The sequence below is a fragment of the Luteibacter sp. P4_D7_3 genome, from assembly GCF_056401735.1.
The window spans coordinates 15020-36444 of the sequence record NZ_JBFUIT010000014.1; the positions used below are offsets into that span (position 1 = coordinate 15020).

At 64.9% G+C, this 21425-nt stretch carries 17 protein-coding genes; 6 read left to right on the top strand and 11 right to left on the bottom strand.

The window, feature by feature from the left end:
- Nucleotides 1-18 precede the first annotated feature (18 nt).
- The gene (locus tag AC1DSN_RS03045) at nt 19-1929 is read right to left on the bottom strand and encodes an LTA synthase family protein (RefSeq protein ID WP_477329539.1); all 1911 of its coding nucleotides are present in this window, start codon (nt 1927-1929) and stop codon (nt 19-21) included.
- Nucleotides 1930-2032: 103 nt separating this feature from the next.
- On the opposite strand from AC1DSN_RS03045, the gene AC1DSN_RS03050 reads away from it, so the two are divergent.
- On the top strand, nt 2033-2653 hold the full coding sequence (locus AC1DSN_RS03050; protein WP_477293621.1) for a YrbL family protein: 621 nt from the start codon (nt 2033-2035) through the stop codon (nt 2651-2653).
- Here the strand turns inward: AC1DSN_RS03050 and AC1DSN_RS03055 are convergent.
- Nucleotides 2650-4407, bottom strand: coding sequence for an ArnT family glycosyltransferase (locus AC1DSN_RS03055; protein ID WP_477293623.1), 1758 nt, complete (start codon nt 4405-4407; stop codon nt 2650-2652). The genes AC1DSN_RS03050 and AC1DSN_RS03055 overlap by 4 nt on opposite strands.
- Nucleotides 4408-4609: 202 nt before the next feature.
- Here AC1DSN_RS03055 and AC1DSN_RS03060 point away from each other — a divergent pair, with 202 nt between their 5' ends.
- Genes AC1DSN_RS03060 through AC1DSN_RS03070 form a run of 3 tightly spaced genes read left to right on the top strand, consistent with a single transcriptional unit; the run spans nt 4610 to nt 8671 of the window.
- Nucleotides 4610-5155, top strand: a complete 546-nt coding sequence (locus AC1DSN_RS03060; RefSeq protein WP_477293625.1) for an RNA polymerase sigma factor — start codon at nt 4610-4612, stop codon at nt 5153-5155.
- Complete coding sequence (locus tag AC1DSN_RS03065; RefSeq protein WP_213948957.1) at nt 5152-6165, top strand: FecR family protein; 1014 nt, start codon at nt 5152-5154, stop codon at nt 6163-6165. Before AC1DSN_RS03060 ends, AC1DSN_RS03065 begins: the two co-directional genes overlap by 4 nt.
- Nucleotides 6166-6190: 25 nt before the next feature.
- Nucleotides 6191-8671: a TonB-dependent siderophore receptor gene (locus AC1DSN_RS03070; RefSeq protein WP_477329541.1), complete on the top strand. Its 2481-nt coding sequence runs from the start codon at nt 6191-6193 to the stop codon at nt 8669-8671.
- Here AC1DSN_RS03070 and AC1DSN_RS03075 read toward each other — a convergent pair.
- The 6 genes from AC1DSN_RS03075 to cyoA all read right to left on the bottom strand — a co-directional run bounded on the left by AC1DSN_RS03075 (nt 8668) and on the right by cyoA (nt 14628).
- On the bottom strand, nt 8668-9597 hold the full coding sequence (locus AC1DSN_RS03075) for a DUF535 family protein (protein ID WP_477298062.1): 930 nt from the start codon (nt 9595-9597) through the stop codon (nt 8668-8670). The genes AC1DSN_RS03070 and AC1DSN_RS03075 overlap by 4 nt on opposite strands.
- A gap of 102 nt (nt 9598-9699) precedes the next feature.
- Nucleotides 9700-10476 carry an SURF1 family protein gene (locus AC1DSN_RS03080; protein WP_477298066.1) on the bottom strand — a complete coding sequence of 259 codons (777 nt, stop codon included), beginning with the start codon at nt 10474-10476 and terminating at the stop codon, nt 9700-9702.
- Between the two features lie 2 nt (nt 10477-10478).
- Nucleotides 10479-10886 (bottom strand): cytochrome o ubiquinol oxidase subunit IV, encoded by a 408-nt coding sequence (cyoD, locus tag AC1DSN_RS03085; RefSeq protein WP_063573884.1) that lies wholly within the window; start codon nt 10884-10886, stop codon nt 10479-10481.
- Nucleotides 10883-11458: a cytochrome o ubiquinol oxidase subunit III gene (gene cyoC / locus AC1DSN_RS03090; RefSeq protein ID WP_477298065.1), complete on the bottom strand. Its 576-nt coding sequence runs from the start codon at nt 11456-11458 to the stop codon at nt 10883-10885. Before cyoC ends, cyoD begins: the two co-directional genes overlap by 4 nt.
- Nucleotides 11459-11513: 55 nt before the next feature.
- The gene (cyoB, locus tag AC1DSN_RS03095) at nt 11514-13487 is read right to left on the bottom strand and encodes a cytochrome o ubiquinol oxidase subunit I (RefSeq protein ID WP_213949130.1); all 1974 of its coding nucleotides are present in this window, start codon (nt 13485-13487) and stop codon (nt 11514-11516) included.
- Between the two features lie 67 nt (nt 13488-13554).
- Entirely contained in the window at nt 13555-14628 is a 1074-nt protein-coding gene (cyoA, locus tag AC1DSN_RS03100) for a ubiquinol oxidase subunit II (RefSeq protein WP_477329543.1), read from the bottom strand.
- Nucleotides 14629-14770: 142 nt separating this feature from the next.
- Here cyoA and AC1DSN_RS03105 point away from each other — a divergent pair, with 142 nt between their 5' ends.
- Nucleotides 14771-16123 carry an MFS transporter gene (locus tag AC1DSN_RS03105; RefSeq protein ID WP_477293304.1) on the top strand — a complete coding sequence of 451 codons (1353 nt, stop codon included), beginning with the start codon at nt 14771-14773 and terminating at the stop codon, nt 16121-16123.
- Nucleotides 16124-16211: 88 nt separating this feature from the next.
- Here the strand turns inward: AC1DSN_RS03105 and AC1DSN_RS03110 are convergent, their stop codons facing one another.
- The gene (locus tag AC1DSN_RS03110; RefSeq protein WP_477293302.1) at nt 16212-17198 is read right to left on the bottom strand and encodes an NAD-dependent epimerase/dehydratase family protein; all 987 of its coding nucleotides are present in this window, start codon (nt 17196-17198) and stop codon (nt 16212-16214) included.
- A gap of 13 nt (nt 17199-17211) precedes the next feature.
- The gene (locus tag AC1DSN_RS03115; RefSeq protein WP_063573006.1) at nt 17212-17754 is read right to left on the bottom strand and encodes a DUF2058 domain-containing protein; all 543 of its coding nucleotides are present in this window, start codon (nt 17752-17754) and stop codon (nt 17212-17214) included.
- Nucleotides 17755-17859: 105 nt separating this feature from the next.
- On the opposite strand from AC1DSN_RS03115, the gene AC1DSN_RS03120 reads away from it, so the two are divergent.
- Nucleotides 17860-20970: a discoidin domain-containing protein gene (locus AC1DSN_RS03120; protein ID WP_477329545.1), complete on the top strand. Its 3111-nt coding sequence runs from the start codon at nt 17860-17862 to the stop codon at nt 20968-20970.
- A 2-nt stretch (nt 20971-20972) separates the two neighbouring features.
- Here AC1DSN_RS03120 and AC1DSN_RS03125 read toward each other — a convergent pair whose 3' ends face one another.
- Nucleotides 20973-21269: a hypothetical protein gene (locus AC1DSN_RS03125; protein ID WP_477293297.1), complete on the bottom strand. Its 297-nt coding sequence runs from the start codon at nt 21267-21269 to the stop codon at nt 20973-20975.
- Between the last annotated feature and the right edge of the window lie 156 nt (nt 21270-21425).

Sequence of the window (21425 nt, forward strand, 5' to 3'; positions counted from 1 at the left end):
ATCTGAGGGATCGGAGTACTACGGCTTCTTGTCGCCGGCACCCGGCGGCAGGCGATACCGCTGCTTGCTATAGGCCCAGCTCGGCCACAACGCGTGCGCCAGCGCCTCTTTCTCCAACTGGGAATCCACCGGCTGCAGGTCGAGCTTCTCGCCGTCGATCAGATAGTGATATTGCGTCGCCGGCTGGTTCGGCCGAAGGACGATGAGGCGGTCGCCCTTGAGATAACCGTAGTTGTCGCCGTACTGCATGATGGCGCGGTCCGGATAACGCTGGGTCAGATCTGCACCAAGCATCGGATGCTCACTGCTGATACCGATGAGCGAGAGGAGGGTGGGTGCAAGATCGACCTGGCTGACGATGTGATCGTCTTTCTTCACCGGCACGCCCGCGCCGAGAATCAGCGCGGGGATGTGGAAATGCGTGACGGGCACGAGATTTGCGCCGAACACGCGCGCGTCGTGGTCCGCGACGATCAGGAACACCGTGTGGCTCCAGTACGGCGACTGCTTGGCTCGCTCGAAGAAGCGGCCGATGGACCAGTCCGCATAACGTACCGCGTTGGCGTTGCTGGCAGGTTCGCCCTCGGGCGTGATCCGGCCCGCCGGGTATTCCCATGGCGTGTGGTTCGACACGGAGAAGGCCACGGTAAGCGTGGGCTTGTTGCCGTCATCGAGAAGGCGCTGGTGCAGCTCGTTGAACATGTCTTCGTCGGAGGCGCCCCAGGAGCCGATGAATCCGGGCTTGGTCTTGAAGCTCGCGCTGTCGACGACTTCGTTGAAGCCGTTGCCGAAGAAGAACGAACGCATGTTGTCGAAGTGCGCCTCACCGCCGTAGAGGAAGCGCGTGTGATACCCGAAGGTGTCGAGCAAGGCGCCGAGGGTGAAGAAGTCGCGCTGGCTGCGCGGCAGCTTGAGCACGGCCTCGGCCGGCGTCGGCAGGAAGCCCGTGGTGACGGCTTCCAGTCCACGCGCCGAGCGCGTGCCCGTCGCGTAGGTTCGGGTCAGCCACCATCCCTCGTTGGAGAGCTTGTCCAGTTCGGGCGTGTAGCCGTCGCCACCCAGGCTGCCGACGAACTGCGCGCCGAGGCTTTCTTCGAGGATGATGACCAGGTTCAGTGGCTTGTCGCCTTTCCGGGTCGCCTGCTGGCGATGCAGGCTGGGATAGGTCGCGTCCAGTGGCGGACCATCCAGGCCGGCGGCCTGACGCACGATCGCCTGCATTTCGTCGTCGGGTAACTTGCCGTAGACCGCCGACGCGGAACGTTCGTTGCCCAGCGCGAGCGCTGCATTGAGCACGTTGTAAAGCGAATTCAGCGGCAGCGTGTTGACCATCGCGTCGTTGGTGAAGGCGACCTGCGAGGCGTTGAGCGGACGATGCTGCAGCGTGCCGCGGCCGRCCAGGAAAAGCACGGCGAACAGGACCACGGTGACAACGGGACGCATCCAGCCGCGCACGCGTGCACGATCCGGCTGACGCGTCGGCAGCAGGCGGAAACCGAGCCAGCCGATCAGCGCGAACACCACCAGGCCGGCTGCGACGGACAACTTGTAGCCGTTCCAGAGCATGGAGGCCACTTCGTGCGGGCTGGTCAGGTACTCGAAGTACAGGCGGTTGGGGCGCGTATCGTATTCGACGATGAATTGCKGGGTCGAGACTTCCAGCAACACGAAGGCCAGCCACCAGAAGCGCAGCCACCAGGCCGCTATGCGGGTGGGCCACGCGCGATGGCCGAGCCAGGGCGAGAGCAGCGCCGGCAAGGCGACGATCATCGCGATGAGTGAGAGATCGATGCGCCAGCCACCCATCAGCACGGGCCAGAGGCCGCCACCGTTGTGGACGCGCGACCATTGCCACACGGACAGGCCGACGCGGGAAAGCGTCAGGAAGACGAGGGCGGCAAGGATGAAACGCCAGGTGAGCTTGCGCACGTTGGAGTATCCGGTATCAGGGCGGTAACGACCCGAAGACTTTACACTGTGCGCCCCAGGAACGACTTACGGCAGCCTTTCAGGCGCCAAACGAGGACCGACGATGTTCAGACTGGCCGACGCCAAGCCGATCGCCCATGGGCACATCCGCGAGGTGTACCAGCACCCGGACGACTCCGATCTGCTGATCAAAGTGATCACCAGCGCATCGATCGAGGAGCGCTGGAACCAGGCGCCGTGGTACCGCCGTATCGCGCGCAGCGGTCCGTACAAGGACTTCGTGCGCGAGTTCAAGGAATACGTCACGAGCCTCTACGTGGGCGCCTATGCGACCTCGCCCCTCGCTCGCATCGTCGGCCTGGAGATGACCGATATCGGCATGGGGCAGATCGTGGAGAAGGTGCGGCAGCCGAATGGGCAGCTCGCGCCGACGCTGCATGCCTGGGTCCAGGCCGAAGGCTTTACCGAGAAAACGCGGCTTGAGCTCGAAGCGTTCTACGCACGCCTGCTCAGCCACAACGTCATCGCCGCCGACCTGCACGCATGGAACGTGGTGTATGGGGAGGACTCGCGCGGTGGCCCGCGACTGGTGATGATCGATGGCTTCGGCGAGAAGAATATCGTGCCGCATTGTTCGATGAATCGCGCGCATAACGCGTCACGCACGAAGAAGAAGTACGAGCGGATGTTGAAGCGGACGATGGCTGAGGCGCCTGCGGTTTAGAGCATCGCCGATGAATCGGCTCCTACCGGGCTGGGTTCGCTTTGTCTGGCTGGTACACAACCTGGCCGGCTGCCGTCGCCCGGTAGCAACACCGAACGCACGCGGTTGGCCACGCCCATATCCACGACTTTCTCGCGGATGACGCAGCTGTCCAGCGCATCCTCGTTCAGAAGGATCCAGCGGTGGGCGGGATCGGCCCGCTGCCAGACGCGGGCATCCGCCATCTGCAACGCGGCGTCGCGCGCGAAGCCGAACTCGGTCACCGGGCGTCGCGCCTGATAGAGCACTTCCTCTCGCCACGAAACCAGACCGAGCTGGCCGTCGGGACCGATCCGTGCGTCGGCCTCGCTCATCAACTGGGTCGCGGACTGGTTGGCGTTGAGCAGCGGATAGGTGGTCACCGGCCAGACGATCCATGCCAGGCCGATACCGAGCACCAGCGCGAGCACACCACGCCGCGGACGGCATACCGCGGCGGCCACGAGGAAGGCGGCACCCAGGGCGATGACGCACAGCCACAGCGACTGGCCGTGATCGGCCAGTTGATAGCCTTCGGCAATGCGCTGCGCCGCCTTCGGCGCGGCCTTCCAGGCCCACGCACCGACACCGACGAACACCACGCCGGATGCCACAGTGAGCCCGAACGCGAGCCTCGGCAGCCACCGCGTCTTCAGGAGGTCACCGAGATAGGGCGCCATGGCCAGCGCCAGCATGGGCAGCCCCGGCAGGATGTAGATCGCGCGTTTGCCGCTCGGGATGGAAAAGAACACAAGGGTAAGGACGAACCATGCCAGCGGCATCCACACGCGCGGTTCGCGACGTCGCAGCGCCTCTCGCCAGCGAGGGACGAGAAAGGGAATCAACAGCCACGTCGGCGCCCAAACGCGCAGGATCACCAGCAGGAAGAACCACGGCGCCTCCTCGTGCTGCCATGAGTTGGCATAGCGGTCGGCGGTCTGGTGGAACAGGATGTCCTCGACGTAGGCCACGTACTCGGGTGTGCGGAACCCATAAGCGGTGACCAGCATAGGCAGCAGCCAGACGGAGATCGCAAGGAGGAAAGCAATGGCACCGCCGGCCCAGCGCCAGCCGTCGCCGTGTGTCCGGGCGAGACCGGGCCACTGCCGAGCCCGCATCACGGCATAGGGAATGAGCATGAACAGGGCGATGACACCCACGCCCTTGGTGATCACCCCCAGGCCGGCCGCGAAGCAGCCGAGCCAGTACATCTTCCAGTCCGGACCACGCAGGCAATGCAGCAACAGGCCGGTATTGGCCAGGGTGATCCAGAACAGGGAGAGGGGATCGATCTGGCCGTGCTTGATGACATCGACGAAGGTCATCGTTGTCAGCACGATGGCTGCGGCGTGCAGACCGACCCGCGGATTCCACAGGCGACGCCCGAGACAGGCGACCAGGGCCAACGTGCCCAGGCCGGAGAACAGGGATGTCAGCAGGAAGGCGCCGCGCCAGCCGTTGGTGAGCGCCATCCAGGCGGCCTCGGTCCACATGAGCATGGGCGGCTTGTCCGCATAGAGCTCCAGGCCCCGGTGCGGAAACAGCCATTGGCCGGATTCGAGCATCTGTCGTGCGACGAGGGCGAAACGCGGCTCATCCGGTGGCCAGGGATCACGCATGCCGATGCCGGCCGCTAGAACCACCAGGGCGAAGAGCATGAACCCGCCGAGTTCACGGCGAAAGGATCGTTCGGCGGCGGTCATCGGATAAGGGGAAACGGCCAGGTCGGCGGCCATGCTAGTCGAGGCGGCTGACAAGTCCCTTACAGCGGACGGAAGGGCCGCTGGCCGATTCCATTTCATTTTTCCGGAGCTGGAACGTCTAGGGTGTTCGCCGGTGCGGAAATCGGCGCTCGTTCTGCCCGTACGGGCGTCGATTTCCCACCGTGCGAACCTATAGTGACCCTCTCCCAGCCTCATGAACGCGGTCAGACACACCATGGATCCCTCCCAGGCGGCGGGCACGCCAGCGGGCGGTAAACGTGCCGCGCAGGTGGTTGCCCTCTTCCGTGAACACAATGCGGCGCTCGTGGCTTTCCTGCGAGCGCGACTGAATTCGCTTGCCGATGCCCAGGAGGTAGCGCAGGAGGTTTATCTCAAGCTGCTCTCGCTGGACGAGGCGACCCGGATCGACTCACCCCGTGCTTTTCTCTTTCGCGCCGCCTCCAACCTGGCCGTGGACCGCCTGCGCATGCGCAACGTGCGTGCCTCGGCCCCGATGGATCCGGACAACGACGACTGGCACGTCACGCCTATTCCCGAACAGCACGCCTCGGCGGTCGAACAATGGCAGGTCCTCCGCCAGTCCCTGGACGAACTGCCGCCGAAGACCAGCCGGGCCTTCGTCATGCATGTCGTCGACGGACGCGACTTCGCCGCGATAGCCCGGGACATGAAACTGAGCGAGCGCATGGTGCGCTACCACGTGGCCAACGCCCTGGCGCACTGCCGCGAACGCCGCGATCGCGCGGAGAACCCCCAATGAACACTGCTTCCTTCGTCGATCGTCATATCGAGAACACCGCCGCCGACTGGTGGTCGCGCCTGCGCGACCCCGCGTTGCCCGAACAGGCCATGCTGCAATGGAGCGATTGGCTCGAAGCCGACAAGCGCCATGCCGCCGCCTTCGACCGCGCGTGCGACCTCGCCGAAAGCGCGACCGCCATGGATAGCGCCACGCGCGAGGCTTTCGTGGCGCGATACGTGCCGCCGACGCCGCACCGCCGGTCGCCGCCGCGGCTTGCCCTCAGCCTGGCCGCGGGCGTAGCCATCGTCGTGCTCGGCGCGGGGCTGTACGTGGGCCTGCGTCCTGCGGGCACCGAATCGACCCGCCAGTACGCCAGCGAGCGCGCCGGGCACCGCGACATCGCGCTGCCTGATGGCTCGAGCATCGAGCTTGGCGGCGCGACGTCGATCACCGCGAGGTACGGCCGCGACGAACGTGCCGTGGACCTCGAGGCCGGCGAAGCCTTTTTTCGCGTCGCCCATGCCGAGCGCCCCTTCGTGGTGACGGCCGGCCCGCTGCGGATCCGCGACCTGGGGACCGCTTTCAACGTCCGCCGGACGGGCAACCGCGTCACCGTGGCGGTCACGGAAGGCCGCGTGCGGGTATCGCCCTCCGCCACCGATGGCGATGCGGCCACCGTGGAGCTTGGCGCGGGGCGTGAAGTCTCGTTCGATCCCGAGACGCAGGCCATGCGCATCCTCGACGTGACCCCGGCCTCCGCGACCGCCTGGCGCGGCCACCGGCTGGAGTTCGTCAACGAGCCCCTGGCCTCGGTCGTGGAGAATGTGAACCGCTATAGCGCACGGCCGATCCGGCTGGCCGACGCCGACCTGGGCCGACTGACGTTTACCGGTACCGTCGAGGTCGATACCATCGACAGTTGGGTGTCCGCGTTACCGCGGGTCTTCCCGGTTCGCGTGGATAGCTACGCCGACCGGCTGGAGCTGGCTCGCCAGACATCGATGACGCGGAGTCAGAAGCCGCGCTGAAACTCACCCTTTGGGACGGCAGATCTTGCAGTACTCGCTTCGCGGGCGCCGGCGCGCACTCACCGGCGCTCTCGCGCTTGCGTGGGCGATCCGTGTCGCCTGCGCCGCGGACGCTTCCGGCGGCGGTTCCACGAATGTCGTCATCCCGTTCGACATCGCCCCGCAACCCCTGGCGACCGCCCTGCTCGCCTGGGGTAAGCAAAGCAACGTGCAGGTACTGACCGCGTCCGGCTCGATCGCCAACTGGCGATCGTCCGGTGCCAGCGGCACGCTTACGCCGAACGCGGCACTGAACGAACTGCTCGCCGGGACCGATCTCGAAAGCGAAGCCTACGATGCACGCACGGTGGTCGTGCGCCAGCGGCAGAAGCCCGACAACGCGACGCCGCTGCCACTGGACCCCGCCGTCGCGTTCGATCCGGGCAGCGTCGTGCCGCTGGCCACCGTGGATGTCCAGGGCATGGTCCAGGACAACGGATTCAAGGCGGACACCACCCGCACGGTAACGCGTACGGACGCGCGGCTCACCGATGTACCGCAATCGGTCACGGTGGTGACCCGCGACGTGATCGAAGCGCAGCAGGCCGTCGATATCGGCGATGTGGCGCGGTATGTGGCAGGCGTGCAGTACGTGGACGGCTACGGCGGATCGCCGTTGTTCCTGATTCGCGGCTTCGATGCCGGCCATGGCATGACCGATGGCATGCCCAACGGCATCGCGCGGACGGAAGACCTGCCCCCGCTGATCGGCATCGAACGCGTGGAAGTCCTGCGTGGCCCGGAAGCGATCCTCGGCGACGCGTCGCAGAACAACAACTTTGGCGGTTCGATCAACGTCGTCATGAAGCGACCGCAGGCCGAGACCGTACGCACGATCGACTACACGGTCGGCAAGTACGATGGCGCCCGGCTCGGCCTCGACCTCGCAGGCAGCGCATCGAAAGATGGATCGCTGACCTACCGCCTGGTCGCCTCAGGACAGCGTGGCGAGAAGACGCCGGAGGGCGACGGCGGTGGCCGCGGCGCGTATCTCGCGCCATCGCTGGCGTGGCAGGGCGAGCACACCCGTGTCATGGGCGGCGTGGAGTTCGTCGACAACCGCGTGCCCGGTCCGGAACACACCGTGCTGCTCGGGCCGTCGCTGTCCTCGGCGTCGCCCGTGCGTTCCGTGCCGGGGAATCCGGGCGATATCTCCACCTATCGCACCCTTCGTGGGGTATTCGAAGTCGATCACGACTTCGCGGACGACTGGGCGTTCCACAGCCGAGGACAGTACGTGCGCCAGCACAGCGACGGCAACAGCTGGTCGTATCTTTCGTCCGGCCCGGCTTTCGTCTTCGGGGGGGCTTCGTCGGCGGTAGCGCGAAGCTTTCGCTACTCCGGTACCTACTGGACCTGGCAGAACGACCTCACCCGCACCTTTCGCACGGGCGATGTCACGCATACCGTGTTGGTCGGCGTGGACCTCGCCCGGACCCATGCGGGCGACAGCGGCGGTGGCAGCATCACCGAGGGAATCACGACCGACGAGGCCGATCGCAGCGCCGTCATCGTGACGCGGCCGCTTGCCTACGACCTGCGCACCGGAAGCACGGTGTCGGCGAAGTACAACGCACTGATCAGGCCGGTGAGCACCACCGTGCAGACCCTGGGTGGCTCGTGGCAGACCAATGCAGGCGTTTACTTCCAGGACCAGATCGCCCTGGGCGATCGCTGGAACGTGCTCGCCGCCGTACGCCGCGCCAGCTATGAACTCGATACGCGATGGTCCGACGGTTCGCCGCGAACGGTGCGCAAGGATCGCTGGATACCCAAGGTCGGCGTGGTCTACAAGTTGACGCCCGAGGTATCCCTCTACGCGGACACATCCACCGGGTTCCAGCCCGATCCAGCGCTGGGCAAGGATGGCCAGCCGCTGCCTGTCGCCACCTCACGACAGATCGAATTGGGCACGAAAGTCGATCTCTTCGACCAGCGAGCGCGCCTGACCGCGGCGGTCTATCGCATCCGCGTCGACCACAGCGTGGACCTGGTGTCGCCGGAGCCGCCCTTCTTCGCCACCCCGGGCCCCGGGCAGACCAATCGCGGCCTGGAACTCGAATTCACCGGTCGCGTCGCGCCGGGCTTCGATGTGCTGGCCAGCCTGACCGAATCGCGCATCCGCAATCACGATGACACCCGGCCCACCGGTGCACCGAAGCATCAGGCGGCGGCGTGGGGCAGCTATCGCTTCGGCGAGGGGTCGCTCAAACCCTGGGGCGTCGCCGCCGGTGTCGTCGCGCGCAGTCGCAGCGAGGGCCGCACGACGAACGACGGGCAGTACTTCGGCATTCCCGGACAGGCCAGCGTCGAGACCAATGTGTCGCGTTACGGCGAAAACTGGCGAGTGACCCTGGGGGTGAAAAACCTCTTTGCCCGCACGCTGTACGCCGTGAACTTCGACGAAACCTTCGTCCCGATACGGCAAGGCCGTGTCGTGCTGCTCACCGGCACTTACAACTTCTAGGCCGCCGCGCGCGCGAACGACTTCAGGGTGACTTCGCACGCCTCGCGCCGGAAGGCGTCGCGCTCCGCGCGGCCGCTGGATACCGCCAGGCAGGGAATTTCGTAGCAGCCACCTTCGCCGGCAACGCCACCGTGACGCCGCCAGAACCGGTCGTACGACGCGGTGGTCACCCCGGCACGACGATCGAGCGGATGAGCACTGCGCGATACGCCCCGGACCCTATCGATGCCGTAGTACGTGGCCAGCGCGCGAACCACGGCCAGCAGCAGGTCGCGTGGACGCAACCCGCCCGTGGCGCGACTGAAGCGCGCGATGGCCCCGCGGCCGAGGTAAGCCCACGAGCCACGCATCGCCCCCACCAGCACGCCTTCCGTACCGGCGAAGGTGATCGCGCAGGAGGAGATCACTTCCTTGTCCGCGTTGAGCAGGTAAAGCCCCAGCTCGCCGGTGGATTCGTTCTCCGGCGTGCGCGCGTGGAGATACGCGATCTCACCACCGCCGAGGGGAAGCGTGGCAAGACGGACGTCATGACCCTTGAGCAGTCGATTCCGCAGGCGCTCCGGAAACTCGCGCGCGACGAAGCGGTAATGGGCGTCGATCACCCGCGCGCGCATCACCATGTCGAACTTGCGCGAGATGTAATGGGTCTGCCAGCGCTCGTAGACCCGGGGGTTCAATTCGGCCGCGTCGCGCATGGCCCGCGATCCCCCGACCAGCCCGAGCCAGGCGGCCTGACGACGGAAGGCCATCACCGTGCGCAGCAGGTAAGGCAGCCGGCGTTCCCGAACCGCTCCCTGCCGCCGCAAGGCGGCACGCCGGCGGGCGTGATCGACAAGGAGGGCCAGTGCGCCTCGTGCGGGCCGGGCGGAAGCCCAGCCAAGCTTGGCGTCGGGGAGTGAGGTGGGATCGGGGTAATGCGGATGCATACCCTTAAGACGTTCCGGGGCCGAAAAATTGAAATCCCTTCGGCATGCCCCGGCGGGTCGGCCCGTCGCGGAACAAGCTCCCCCTGCTCGGTAGGGGCCGATTTATCGGCGATCGCTGCCCATGCCGCCAGACTTCCACGCTACCCACGCGCCCACCAGGGTCAATAGCGCCAGCGCGTACCAGGTGATGGCATAGCTCAGGTGGTTGTCCGGGAATGCGATCACGGTCAGGCCGCCGACCGGGCCGTCATTTCCTTCGTCACGACCCGGCGACGACGCCGCGTCGGCATCCACGAAGTAGGGCGCGACATCGCTCAACCCCCTCGCCGACGCAATCGCCGCGACATCACGTGAGAACCACTTGTCCCTGGCCGGATCGTTCTTCTGYAGGAAGGCGCCCTTGGGTTCGCTGATCCGCAACAGCCCCGACACTGACGTCGACCCGGACGGACCCGGCTCGCAGCCGGCCTTGCCCGCACACCAGGTGGGCGACACGAAGCCGCGGTTCACGATCACGATATCGCCCGACGGCGTGCGCAAGGGAGTGAGCAACCACGAGCCCATGCCGAGCTCGGTGCTCGCGCGGACACGGACGCTCTTGTCCTGCAGGAAGGTACCGGTGAGTTTCACGCGGCGGTATTCATCATTCGCCGCACTGACCTGCGGCCACTGGCCACGGCCGGGAGCATCGACCGGCTGGGCATGGACGCGTGTGTCGACGCGGGCGATCAGATCGTGTTTCCAGGCGCGGCGATGCACCTGCCAGGTGCCCAGAGCGATGAAGCCGACAAAGACCAGTACGCCAAGTACGGCCAGCACGCCCAGAACGAAGACGCCGCGCGGAGGGCGCGGCGTCCTTGGCTCGTTTGTCGCGCCCACGCTCAAGGGAGGTTCTTCACCTGCTGCTCGGTCATGTCGTGGGACATGCCCGGCATCATGTTCGAATTGAGGTGGAACATGACCCAGATGGAACCGGTCAGCGTGATGACCACCAGGATGAGGGTGAACATCAGCGCCAGCATGTTCCAGCCACCCTGTGACTTCGTGTCCATGTGCAGGAAGTAGATCATGTGGACCACGATCTGGATCGCCGCAAAGGTAAGGATCACGATCGCCAGCGTCTGCGGGTTCGGAATGACCTTGCCCATGACCAGCCAGAACGGGATCGCCGTCAGCACCACGGCGAGGAAGAACCCCATCATGTAGCCCTTCAGGGTGCTGTGGCTGACTTCCTCTTCACCGTGACCATGGTCGTCGTGGTGGTCGTGCGAGTCGATGTGCGCGCTCACGGCAGCACTCCCATCAGGTAGACAAAGGTGAACACGCCGATCCAGACCACGTCGAGGAAGTGCCAGAACATCGACAGGCACATGATGCGACGCTTGTTGGCCGGGGTGAGGCCGAAGCGACCCACCTGCACCAACAGCGTGATCAGCCAGACGATGCCGAAGGTCACATGCAACCCGTGGGTGCCGACAAGGGTGAAGAACGACGACAGGAACGCGCTGCGCTGCGGACCCGCGCCCTCATGGATGAGGTTGGCGAATTCATACAGCTCGATGCCGAGGAAGGTCGCACCGAACAGTCCGGTGACGATCAGCCAGGCCATCATCGTGCCACGGCGGTTCTTCTGCATCTCCAGCACGGCAAAGCCGTAAGTGATGGAGGACAGCAGGAGCATCGTGGTGTTGACGGCCACCAGCGGCAGCTCGAACAGGTCGGCGCCCGAAGGGCCACCCGCGTAGCTGCGGCCGAGGACACCGTAGGTGGCGAACAGGCAGGCGAAGATGAGGCAATCGCTCATCAGGTAGATCCAGAACCCGAGCAACGTGCCGTTTTCCGGGTGATGGTCTTCCTTCATCCAGAACTGAAGGTCCTGCTGGTCCGCGACGACCGCGGAAGGCGTGGCTTGGATATCAGACATGGGCGGCAAGCTCTTCCGTGCGGGCGGCCTCGGTCCGGGCCACGACGTCGGCGGGGATGTAGTAGTCGCGTTTGTAATTGAAGGTGTGGCCGATCGCGGTCACCAGCAGACCGAGGAAGGCGACGCCGGCGATGAGGAACATGTGCCAGATCATGGCGAAGCCGATGACGAAGGCGAAGGCTGCGATGTAGACACCGGCCGCGGTGTTCTTCGGCATGTGGATCGGCAGGTAGCCTTCGGTACGACGCGCGGCGTTGCGCTCCTTCATCTGCCACCAGGCATCCTGTTCGTGGATGACCGGGGTGAAGGCGAAGTTGTAGGACGGCGGCGGCGACGAGGTCGACCACTCCAGCGTGCGCCCGTGCCACGGATCGCCCGTCACATCGCGCAGGGCCTCACGACGCTTGATGCTGACGAAGATCTGGATGAGAAACGCTGCGATGCCACCAGCGATGAGCAGGGCGCCGAAGGCGGCGATGATGAACCAGATCTGCAGGGACGGGTCTTCGAAGTGGTTCATGCGGCGGGTGACGCCCATGAAGCCCAGCACGTAGAGCGGCATGAAGGCGAAATAGAAGCCGGTCAGCCACAGCCAGAACGACCACTTGCCCCAGTACGAATCGAGCTTGAAGCCGAAAGCCTTCGGGAACCAGTAGTTGATGCCGGCGAAGACACCGAAGATCACGCCGCCGATGATCACGTTATGGAAATGCGCGATCAGAAACAGGCTGTTGTGCAGCAGGAAGTCCGCCGGGGGCACGGCGAGCATGACGCCGGTCATGCCGCCGATCACGAAGGTGACCATGAAGCCCATCGTCCACAGCATCGGCACTTCGAACTGGATGCGGCCACGGTACATCGTGAACAGCCAGTTGAAGATCTTCGCGCCTGTGGGGATCGAGATGATCATCGTGGTGATACCGAAGAACGAGTTGACGCTCGCGCCGGACCCCATGGTGAAGAAGTGATGCAGCCATACCAGGTACGACAGCACCGTGATCACGACGGTGGCGTAGACCATGGACGCATAGCCGAACAGACGCTTGCGGCTGAACGTGGCGACCACTTCGGAGAACACGCCGAACAGCGGCAGCACCAGGATGTAGACCTCGGGATGGCCCCAGATCCAGATCAGGTTCACGTACATCATGGCGTTGCCGCCGAAGTCGTTCGTGAAGAAGTTGGTGCCGGCGTAGCGGTCGAGCGAGAGCAGCGCGAGTACGGCCGTCAGCACCGGGAAGGCGGCGACGATCAGCACGTTGGTGCACAGCGAGGTCCAGGTGAAGACGGGCATCTTCATCATGGTCATGCCCGGGGCCCGCATCTTGATGATGGTGGCAAGCAGGTTGATGCCGGAGAGGGTCGTTCCCACACCGGCCACCTGTAGCGACCATATGTAGTAGTCGACCCCGACATCCGGACTGGCCGCCAACCCGGAAAGCGGCGGATAGGCCAGCCAACCCGTGCGGGCGAACTCACCGACGAACAGCGAGGCCATGACCAGCATGCCGCCGGCCACGGTCATCCAGAAGCTGAAGTTGTTGAGGAACGGGAACGCGACATCGCGTGCGCCGATCTGCAGCGGCACCACGAAGTTCATCAGACCGGTGACGAAGGGCATCGCCACGAAGAAGATCATGATCACGCCATGGGCGGTGAAGACCTGGTCGTAGTGATGCGGCGGCAGAAAGCCGGGGTTGCCGTTGAAGGCCATGGCCTGCTGGGCGCGCATCATGATGGCGTCGGAGAAGCCGCGTAGCAGCATTACCACGCCGAGCACCATGTACATGATGCCGATCTTCTTGTGATCGATGCTGGTGAACCACTCGCTCCAGAGGTAGCCCCAGAGCTTGTACTTGGTCAGCACCGCCAGCAGGGCGATGCCTCCGAGGGCGACCGCGGCAAACGTGCCGATGAGAATCGGCTCGTGGTACGGGATCGCCTCGATGGTGAGGCGTCCGAAGATCAGTGTGACTAGATCGGGTGTGTTCATTACCGGACTCGGCGAGGCTTGAATCGGAAAAGGCGGCCGCTCAGAGCGGACGTCCGGCAGGTGTCACCGGCGCACCGGTAGCGCCGCGGGCGGTGCACAGGGCACCCACGTAGCGCTTGCCATCGTCGGCGACACCCAGGCGCGAGCGGGTACCAGCGTCGAGCGAGGTGACGTTGTACGCGCCCACCACGCCCTGTCCGCCCTGCTGGTCGATCGCCATCATGTCGCTCATGCACATGCGGTTCGATTCGACACAACGGTTGAGGATCGCGCTGTACAAGCCAGGCGCGACGGTTTTGTAGTAGTGCACCGGTTCGCGCTCGCTGGGTTGCTCGAGCTTGAGGTAGTCCTCGCGGCTCAGGGTATTGCCATCGGCGCGGGCCTTGGCCACCCAGGCGTTGAAGTCGCCGTCGGACAGGCTATGAAAGCGGAAGCGCATGTCGGAGAAGCCGGCGCCGCTGTAGTTGGCCGAAAGTCCTTCGAAGTCGCCCGTTTTGTTCATCACCGCGTGGAGCTTGGTCTCCATGCCCGGCATGGCATAGATCATGCCTGCCATCGAAGGGACGAAGAACGCGTTCATGACGTTCGAGGCGGTGATATGGAACTCGATCGGGCGATCGACCGGGGCCGCCATCTCGTTCACCGTGGCAATGCCCTGCTCCGGGTAGAGGAACAGCCACTTCCAGTCCAGCGCGACGACTTCGACCACGAGCGGCTTGGTGCCTTCGGCGACCGGGCGGGAGGCGTCGATCTTATCCAGCGGGCGGTAGGGGTCCAGCTTGTGCGTGCTGGTCCAGGTGATGGCGCCCAGCGCGATGATGATCAGCAGCGGAGCCGACCAGATCAGCAGTTCCAGGACCGTGGAATGGTTCCAGTCCGGGGCATAGTCGTCGTGGTTCTTGTTCGATTCCCGATACTTCCAGGCGAACATGAACGTCATCGCGATCACCGGGATGATGATGATCAACATCAGCACCACGGAAATAATGATGAGATCGCGCTGCTGCCGAGCGATGTCGCCGGAGGGCGAAAACAGCACGGCGTCGCAGCCCGACAAGAGCAGGACCAAAGCGGGGATCAGCAATCCGCGCATCATCTTCATGGACATTCGCATGATGGAGGCAACCGTGGGGACACGAAAAAATACGCCTAACCGCCTTTCAAGGCCATAGGACACTTTGTCCCATGGCCCTACAAGCCGAGTGGTGCGATCCTTCGCTATCCTGCACTCAATTCCCAAGACCGGGCCGAATACGATGTCGAGCATTTCACACGCCCATCACAATGCCGCGGAAGGCGCCGAACAGGATGTCCGCCGCCAGCACGAGACCAGCCACGCCGCCGTCGCCCCAGGCGAAATCGCGGTCGGCGTCGTCATCGGCCGTGCCTCCGAATACTTCGACTTCTTTACGTACGGCATCGCGTCCGTCCTCGTCTTTCCGTCGGTGTTCTTTCCGTTCCTGAGCCAGCTGGACGGCATCCTTGCCGCTTTCGCCATCTTCTCGCTCGCGTTCATCGCCCGGCCGCTCGGCACCACGTTGTTCATGGCCATCCAGCGCAACTGGAGCCGGAGCACCAAGCTCACGGCGGCATTGTTCCTGCTGGGCACGTCAACGGTGTGCATTGCCTTCCTGCCGGCGAACACGTCGCACGGGTACGCCGTCATTGTGATTCTCTCGGTGCTGCGCTTCTTGCAGGGCATTGCGCTCGGCGGCTCCTGGGATGGCCTGCCCTCCCTGCTCTCGCTCAATGCGCCCAAGGGCCGTCGTGGCTGGTATTCCATGCTCGGCCAGCTCGGCGCGCCGGTAGGCTTCCTGATCGCGGCGTCGCTGTTCCTGTTCCTACACACCCAGCTCTCCCCCGAAGACTTCCTCAGCTGGGGCTGGCGCTACCCCTTCTTCGTCGCCTTCGCGATCAACGTGGTGGCCCTGTTCGCCCGGCTGCGCCTGGTCGTGACCGAGGAATACACCCAGTTGCTGGAAGAGCGCGAGCTCGAGCCCATCGGCATCATCGAGATGGTGACGGCCCAGGGTTACAACCTGTTTATCGGCGCTTTCGCGGCCCTGGCCAGCTACGCCCTGTTCCACCTGGTCACCATCTTCCCGCTTTCCTGGATCGCACTGAACCGCTCGCAGGACATCAACGACGTCCTCGTGGTGCAGCTGATCGGGGCGTTTCTGGCGATCCTGGGCACCATGGCCTCGGGCGTCATCGCCGACAAGTTCGGTCGCCGCAACACCCTGGGCAGCATGGCCGTGCTGATCGCCCTGTTCGCCATTGCGTCGCCCTGGCTGCTCGGCGGCGGCAAGGTCGCGCAGGATGCCTTCCTGCTGATCGGCTTCGCCTTGCTGGGCCTGTCTTATGGTCAGGCCGCCGGCACGGTCACGGCGAATTTCGCCAAGCGTTACCGTTACACCGGCGCCGCCCTGACCTCCGACTTCGCCTGGCTGTTCGGCGCGGCCTTCGCCCCGCTGGTGGCCCTGGGGCTTTCGACCCGCTTCGGCCTGGGCGCAGTGAGCGTTTATCTGCTTTCGGGCGCGGCCTGCACGCTGCTGGCGCTGCGGATCAATAAGGCGCTGGAGACGGATCGGTCCAAGCCGGTCGTCTGACGGGTCGAGAGCGTCGCCGATGCATCGGCTCCTGCCGAGCGGGGCGTGCCTTGCCTGGTGGGAGCCGCTTCAGCGGCGATGGCGGCCCTCAACCGATAACCGGATACGGGCCTTCATCAAACGCGACGTCGTGATACCCCTTCACCCCGATTGCCCGGGCCATGTCGCTGCGGAAGTCCTCCCCGCGACGTAAGCACTCGAGCGCAAAGGCGAAGTCCCGCCGGGGCTTCCAGCCCAGCTCCCGTGACGCCAGACCGCTGTCGTAGACACGATCCAGGCTCGGCAGCAGCCTCCAGCCACGCGCGGCGTAAAGCGCATCCACGTCGGGAAACAGCTTACGCACAACGGCGGCCGCATCCGCGCGCAAGGCCGCAGCGTCGTTTCGGGTGAACGGGGGCGGGGCTGAGACGATGTATCGCCCGAAACCGATGTCCGGTGCGCGGGCGACCGCCCGCAGATGCGCCTCGACGATGTCTTCGATATCAGCCCTGCGATAGAGAAGCTCGTTAGCCTGCATGTTCAGTGTGCCGTACTCGGCACGTACGCCTGCATTGTCGTCATCTTCGGGGAAGAAGCGCGACGTTCGCAGCACGATGACAGCGAGGCCGTCGTTGCGCGCCACCAGTTCGCACATGCCCTCGGCGGCGATCTTGGTTGCCCCGTAGATGTTCTTCGGGATGGGAACCACGTCCTCGTCGATCCAGGTCGCCGGTTCGCCCGGTCGCGGCGAGAGCGCCGCGCCGAAGGCACTCGTTGTGCTGGTAAAAACGAAAGCCTTCACGCCGTGCGCCACGGCGGACTCGAGCAGCGCCACGGTGCCCGCCACGTTGGTATCGACGAACTCGCGCCTGGAATGCGTGGCGATGTGCGGCTTGTGCAGGGTGGCGCTGTGGATCACGGCCGTGGCGCCGGACATGGCGTCGCGGACAAAAGCCTCATCCGCGATCGAGCCCACGTGGTCGGTGAACGGCGACGCCTTGATGTCGATGCCGCGGACCTCGCGGCCCTCGGCGCGAAGCCGGCGGACGATCGCCTCACCCAGGTGTCCGGCGCTGCCGGTGACCAGAACGCTCATCGGCAACCGCTCCTTACCAGATCAGGTCATCCGGGACGACGAACTGCTTGTAATAGTCGTCATCGTCGTCGGCGGGGAGCGGCGCGCTGTCCGTACGGCCATGGTCGGAGACGACCACGTCCGAGACACGCATGTGGATCTTGTCCGCCGCCGCGCGCGGGATCAGCTCGTAGCGGTCATCGAGTTTTGCAATCGCCAGCACGCCGCCAGCCAGCTGGGCGCGAAGCGGCTCGCTCACCAGCAGGCTGGTGATCTTTTCGCCATCGGTGAAGCGATACGCAATCTCGCCGTCGCGCTTCACCCGGGTGGTTTCGACGATCTGGCGTACCTGGGCGCGAATTTCCTTCTTCCGCGCCTCGGCGTTGCGCTCGGCAGCAATGGCGCGATCGCGTTCGGCGCGCTCGGCCTGGAGCTTGCGTGCGTCGACCTGGGCTTCGTCGGCAACGACGGGCGCTTTGCCCTGGCGCTGCTTGGCCTGCTCGCGCACGACCTTGGCGATCTTGTCCTTCTTGACCAGACCGGCCTTGAGCAACTGTTCCTGCAGTGGATTACGCATATCGGGGCATTCGTAAGGTCGCGAGACCACCGATTCTAGCGCCGAAGGCTTGGTTACATGGCGTTACGTGCCTAGGCTTGGTGACCTCCCCGGAGGTACGCACCCATGTCCGATCGCCACACCCGGCGCGCCACGCGCCTGACGCTCGCCCTGCTCGGGTTGCTGGCCACCCCGACGTTCGCTGCCGATGGGGTGCCGCCCCGAAGCGAATGGAAGGCCACAAGCTCATCGCAGCAGGTGCCGGCGCTGGCGCCCGCCCATGCCATTGACACCGACGAGACCACGCGCTGGGGCGGCAGCTTCAGCCCGGGGCAATGGTTCCAGGTGGACCTGGGCAGGATCGCGAGCATCGGCGGCGTTCGCATCCATTGGGACAGTGGCTTTGCGGCTTCGTACTCGATCCAGGTTTCGACCGATGGCACCACGTTCCGAACCGTGTACGCCGTGACCGATTCGCCGGGCGGCACGGAATACCTCGTCTTTCCGGCGGCTGAGGCGCGCTACGTTAGGCTGGCCGCGCCGGAGCGGACGGCCGACTGGGGTGTCTCGGTGTTCGAGTTCGAGCCCTTCGCGGCAAGCGACGTGGCGCGCATTCGCGGCCTCGACGGCAAGGACGATGGCGCCTCGCTCTGGGCTGACGGAACCACCCGGACCATCGTCGGGAAGGGACCCAAGGGCACGCGGCAGCTGGATATCGCCCTGCCGCGGCCGGCGAACATCACTGGGCTCGAGATCGAGTGGGCAGGACCGCGCAACGGTGCCTCGCTGGAGGGACGAGACACAAAGGGCCGATGGGCCACGATCGACAGTGACCCCGGCAGTGCGGGGGACAGCTCGTATCTCGCCGCGCGCGAGCCAACCGATATCGAGGCGCTGCGTCTGGTCGTCGGATTGAAGGAAGGCGTAGCGCCTTCAGTGAAGCGCCTGCGACTCCTCGGCCCGCTGCGCGTGATGACGCCCATGAAGCGCTACCAGGTGATCGCCTCCCGGACGAATGCGGCCCTGTTTCCCTCTTCGCTACATATGCAGCAGGTGTACTGGACGGCGGTCGGCGTCCCGGCGGGCTTGCAGAAATCCATCTTCGACGAGTATGGAAATATCGAGCCGTACAAGGGCGGCCCTCTGGTGCAGGCCATCTGGCGCGATGTTTCCGGGCACACCAGCGTCTCGGATGGTTCGGAACGGACGCATGCACTTCGCGATGGGTGGAAGCCGAYGCCGTCGGTAGGCTGGGTGGCGCAGCCCGGCCTTGCTGTCAGCAGCGAAGCCTTTGCCAAGCAGGAGGGTTCGCAGTCCGTCGTGATGCTTCGTCATCGATTGACAAATACGGGCAACACGACGGTGGACGGAACGTTGTCGCTCGTCGTAAGGCCGATTCAGGTCAACCCGCCCTGGCAGAACGGTGGTGCCTCGCCGATTCATGACATCGCTCTGGTTGGCGATGCATCCCACACGAGCGTGCGCGTCGAAGGGCGCACCTTGCTGGCCTCGCTCACACCGGTAGATGCCTCAGGGGCCGCAGCGTTCGGTGCACACGGCGAAACCGAGATCACAGGCACGGTTGCCGCGGGCAAGGTTCCGCCCGCGCGTGAAGCGCACGACGATGATGGGCTCGCCGCAGCGGCGCTCGACTACCGTGTGCATTTGGCGCCTGGCGAGACGCGCGACATCGTGCTGGCGTTTCCTCTGGGTGATGCCGCGGCGGATGCGAACGGCCATCTCCCCGAACCGCCCGCGATCAATCGGGATGCGCTGCAAGCCGAGACATTCGACACGCTGTCCGACCGCGTCTCGGACGAATGGCAAAAGCGCCTCGGCGGCGTCGGCATTTCCTTGCCCGACGAATCGCTCGTGAACCTTCTCCGCTCGCAAGCCGCCTATATGCTTGTCAACCAGACCGGTCACGCGATGCAGGCGGGCCCTCGCAACTACAACCGCTCCTTCATTCGGGACGGTGCGGCGACGGCATCGATCCTGCTGCGCATGGGTGAGACGAAGACCGCACGCGACTACCTCGACTGGTACGCCACCCACGCGGTGCACGAGAACGGCCTGGTCTCGCCCATCCTCAATGCCGACGGCAGCGTCAATCGCGGCTTCGGCTCCGACATCGAGTACGACAGCCAGGGCGAATTCATCAACCTGGTGGCAGACGTGGCGCGTTTCGGTGGTGGTCCTGCCAGCGTGAAGGCGTACGAACCGAAGGTACGTGCGGCAATGCATTTCATGCAGGAGTTACGCGAACGGACCATGGCTCCCGGCTATCTCGGCGATCTTCCGGCACCCGAGCGATTCCACGGCATCATCGCACCGTCGATCAGTCATGAAGGTTATTCGAGTCCCACGCATAGCTACTGGGATGACTACTGGGCACTGAAGGGCTGGCACGATGGTGCATGGCTTGCCGAGCAGTGGGGCGACAAGGAGCTCGCCGCTTACGCACATGCCCAGTACGCCGCACTGCGCGAATCCTTGCGCAAGTCGATCGTTGCGACGATGGCGTGGAAGGGCATCGATACAATTCCCGCAGCGGCGGACCTGGGCGACGGCGATCCGACGGGCGTGTCCATTGCGCTCGATCCGGCGGGACAGATGGACGTACTGCCGGCTGAGGCGCTACGTCGCACCTTCGATCGCTATCTTGCCGATGTGCGCAAGCGTGAGGCGCCAGGGGAATTGTTCGCCTATACGCCGTATGAGCTGCGTAACGTGCTCACCTATGTTTACCTCGATCGCCCGAAGGACGCCGCCGAGCTACTTGCTGACATCGTCCGCGACCGCCGCCCGCCAGAGTGGAACATGTGGGCGGAGGTGGTTCATTCACGGCCGCGGCACCCAGGGTACCTCGGAGACATGCCGCATACCTGGATCGGCTCGGAGTATGCGCGAACGATCTTCGGGATGTTGATGCGGGAGGCGGATGATGGGCTTTACCTGTTGCCGGGGGTACCGCCTTCGTGGGTTGCCGGGAAGGGATTGTCGGTGACAAAGCTGCCGGTGGCTTATGGGTCGTTGAGCATGACGGCGAGACGCGACGGCGAACGACTGACCATCACCCTCGATAACGGCATCCGACCGGGGACGCCCGTACGCGTGTTCTGGCCAGATCGGATGAAGCCGCGGAAGGTCACTGTGGACGGGAAAACCGTATCGGGTTACGACGCCGATGGCGTCCAGCTGGGAAAGCCATTCCATACGCTCGTCGTCGACTACTGACCTCACAGGAAGTCGACGCGAATCGTGACCGGGCGAGTGAACGCGCCACCGCCCACGCTGTAGCGCGACTCACGCAGGCGCACGTAGAAGTCGAAATCCTCGCCAGTGGCCAGCGCGTTCGCCTGGTAGGGCTTCCCGGGCTCGATCGTGCGCTTTGTTTCGTCGGCGATTTCCAGGCCGACGTGCGCCGGTGCGCTGCCGAGCATCCGGAAGAGCTGCGGCGCGTTGGTGTCGGCGTCCGCTGGCGTACCGAAGATGAACTGCGCGATCTGTCCGGCGGGCTCCTTGCACTCTTTCACGGTGAGCTGAAAATTGAAACGAAACGGGTGCCACTCATGACCACGCTGGCCACGGCCGGCGCGCTGTTCACGGCGACACCGAGTAACACCAGGGCAAGGCAAAGCCACCGCGAGCGGTGATGGAAGTGTTTTTTCATGACGTTCTCTGGGCAGGTC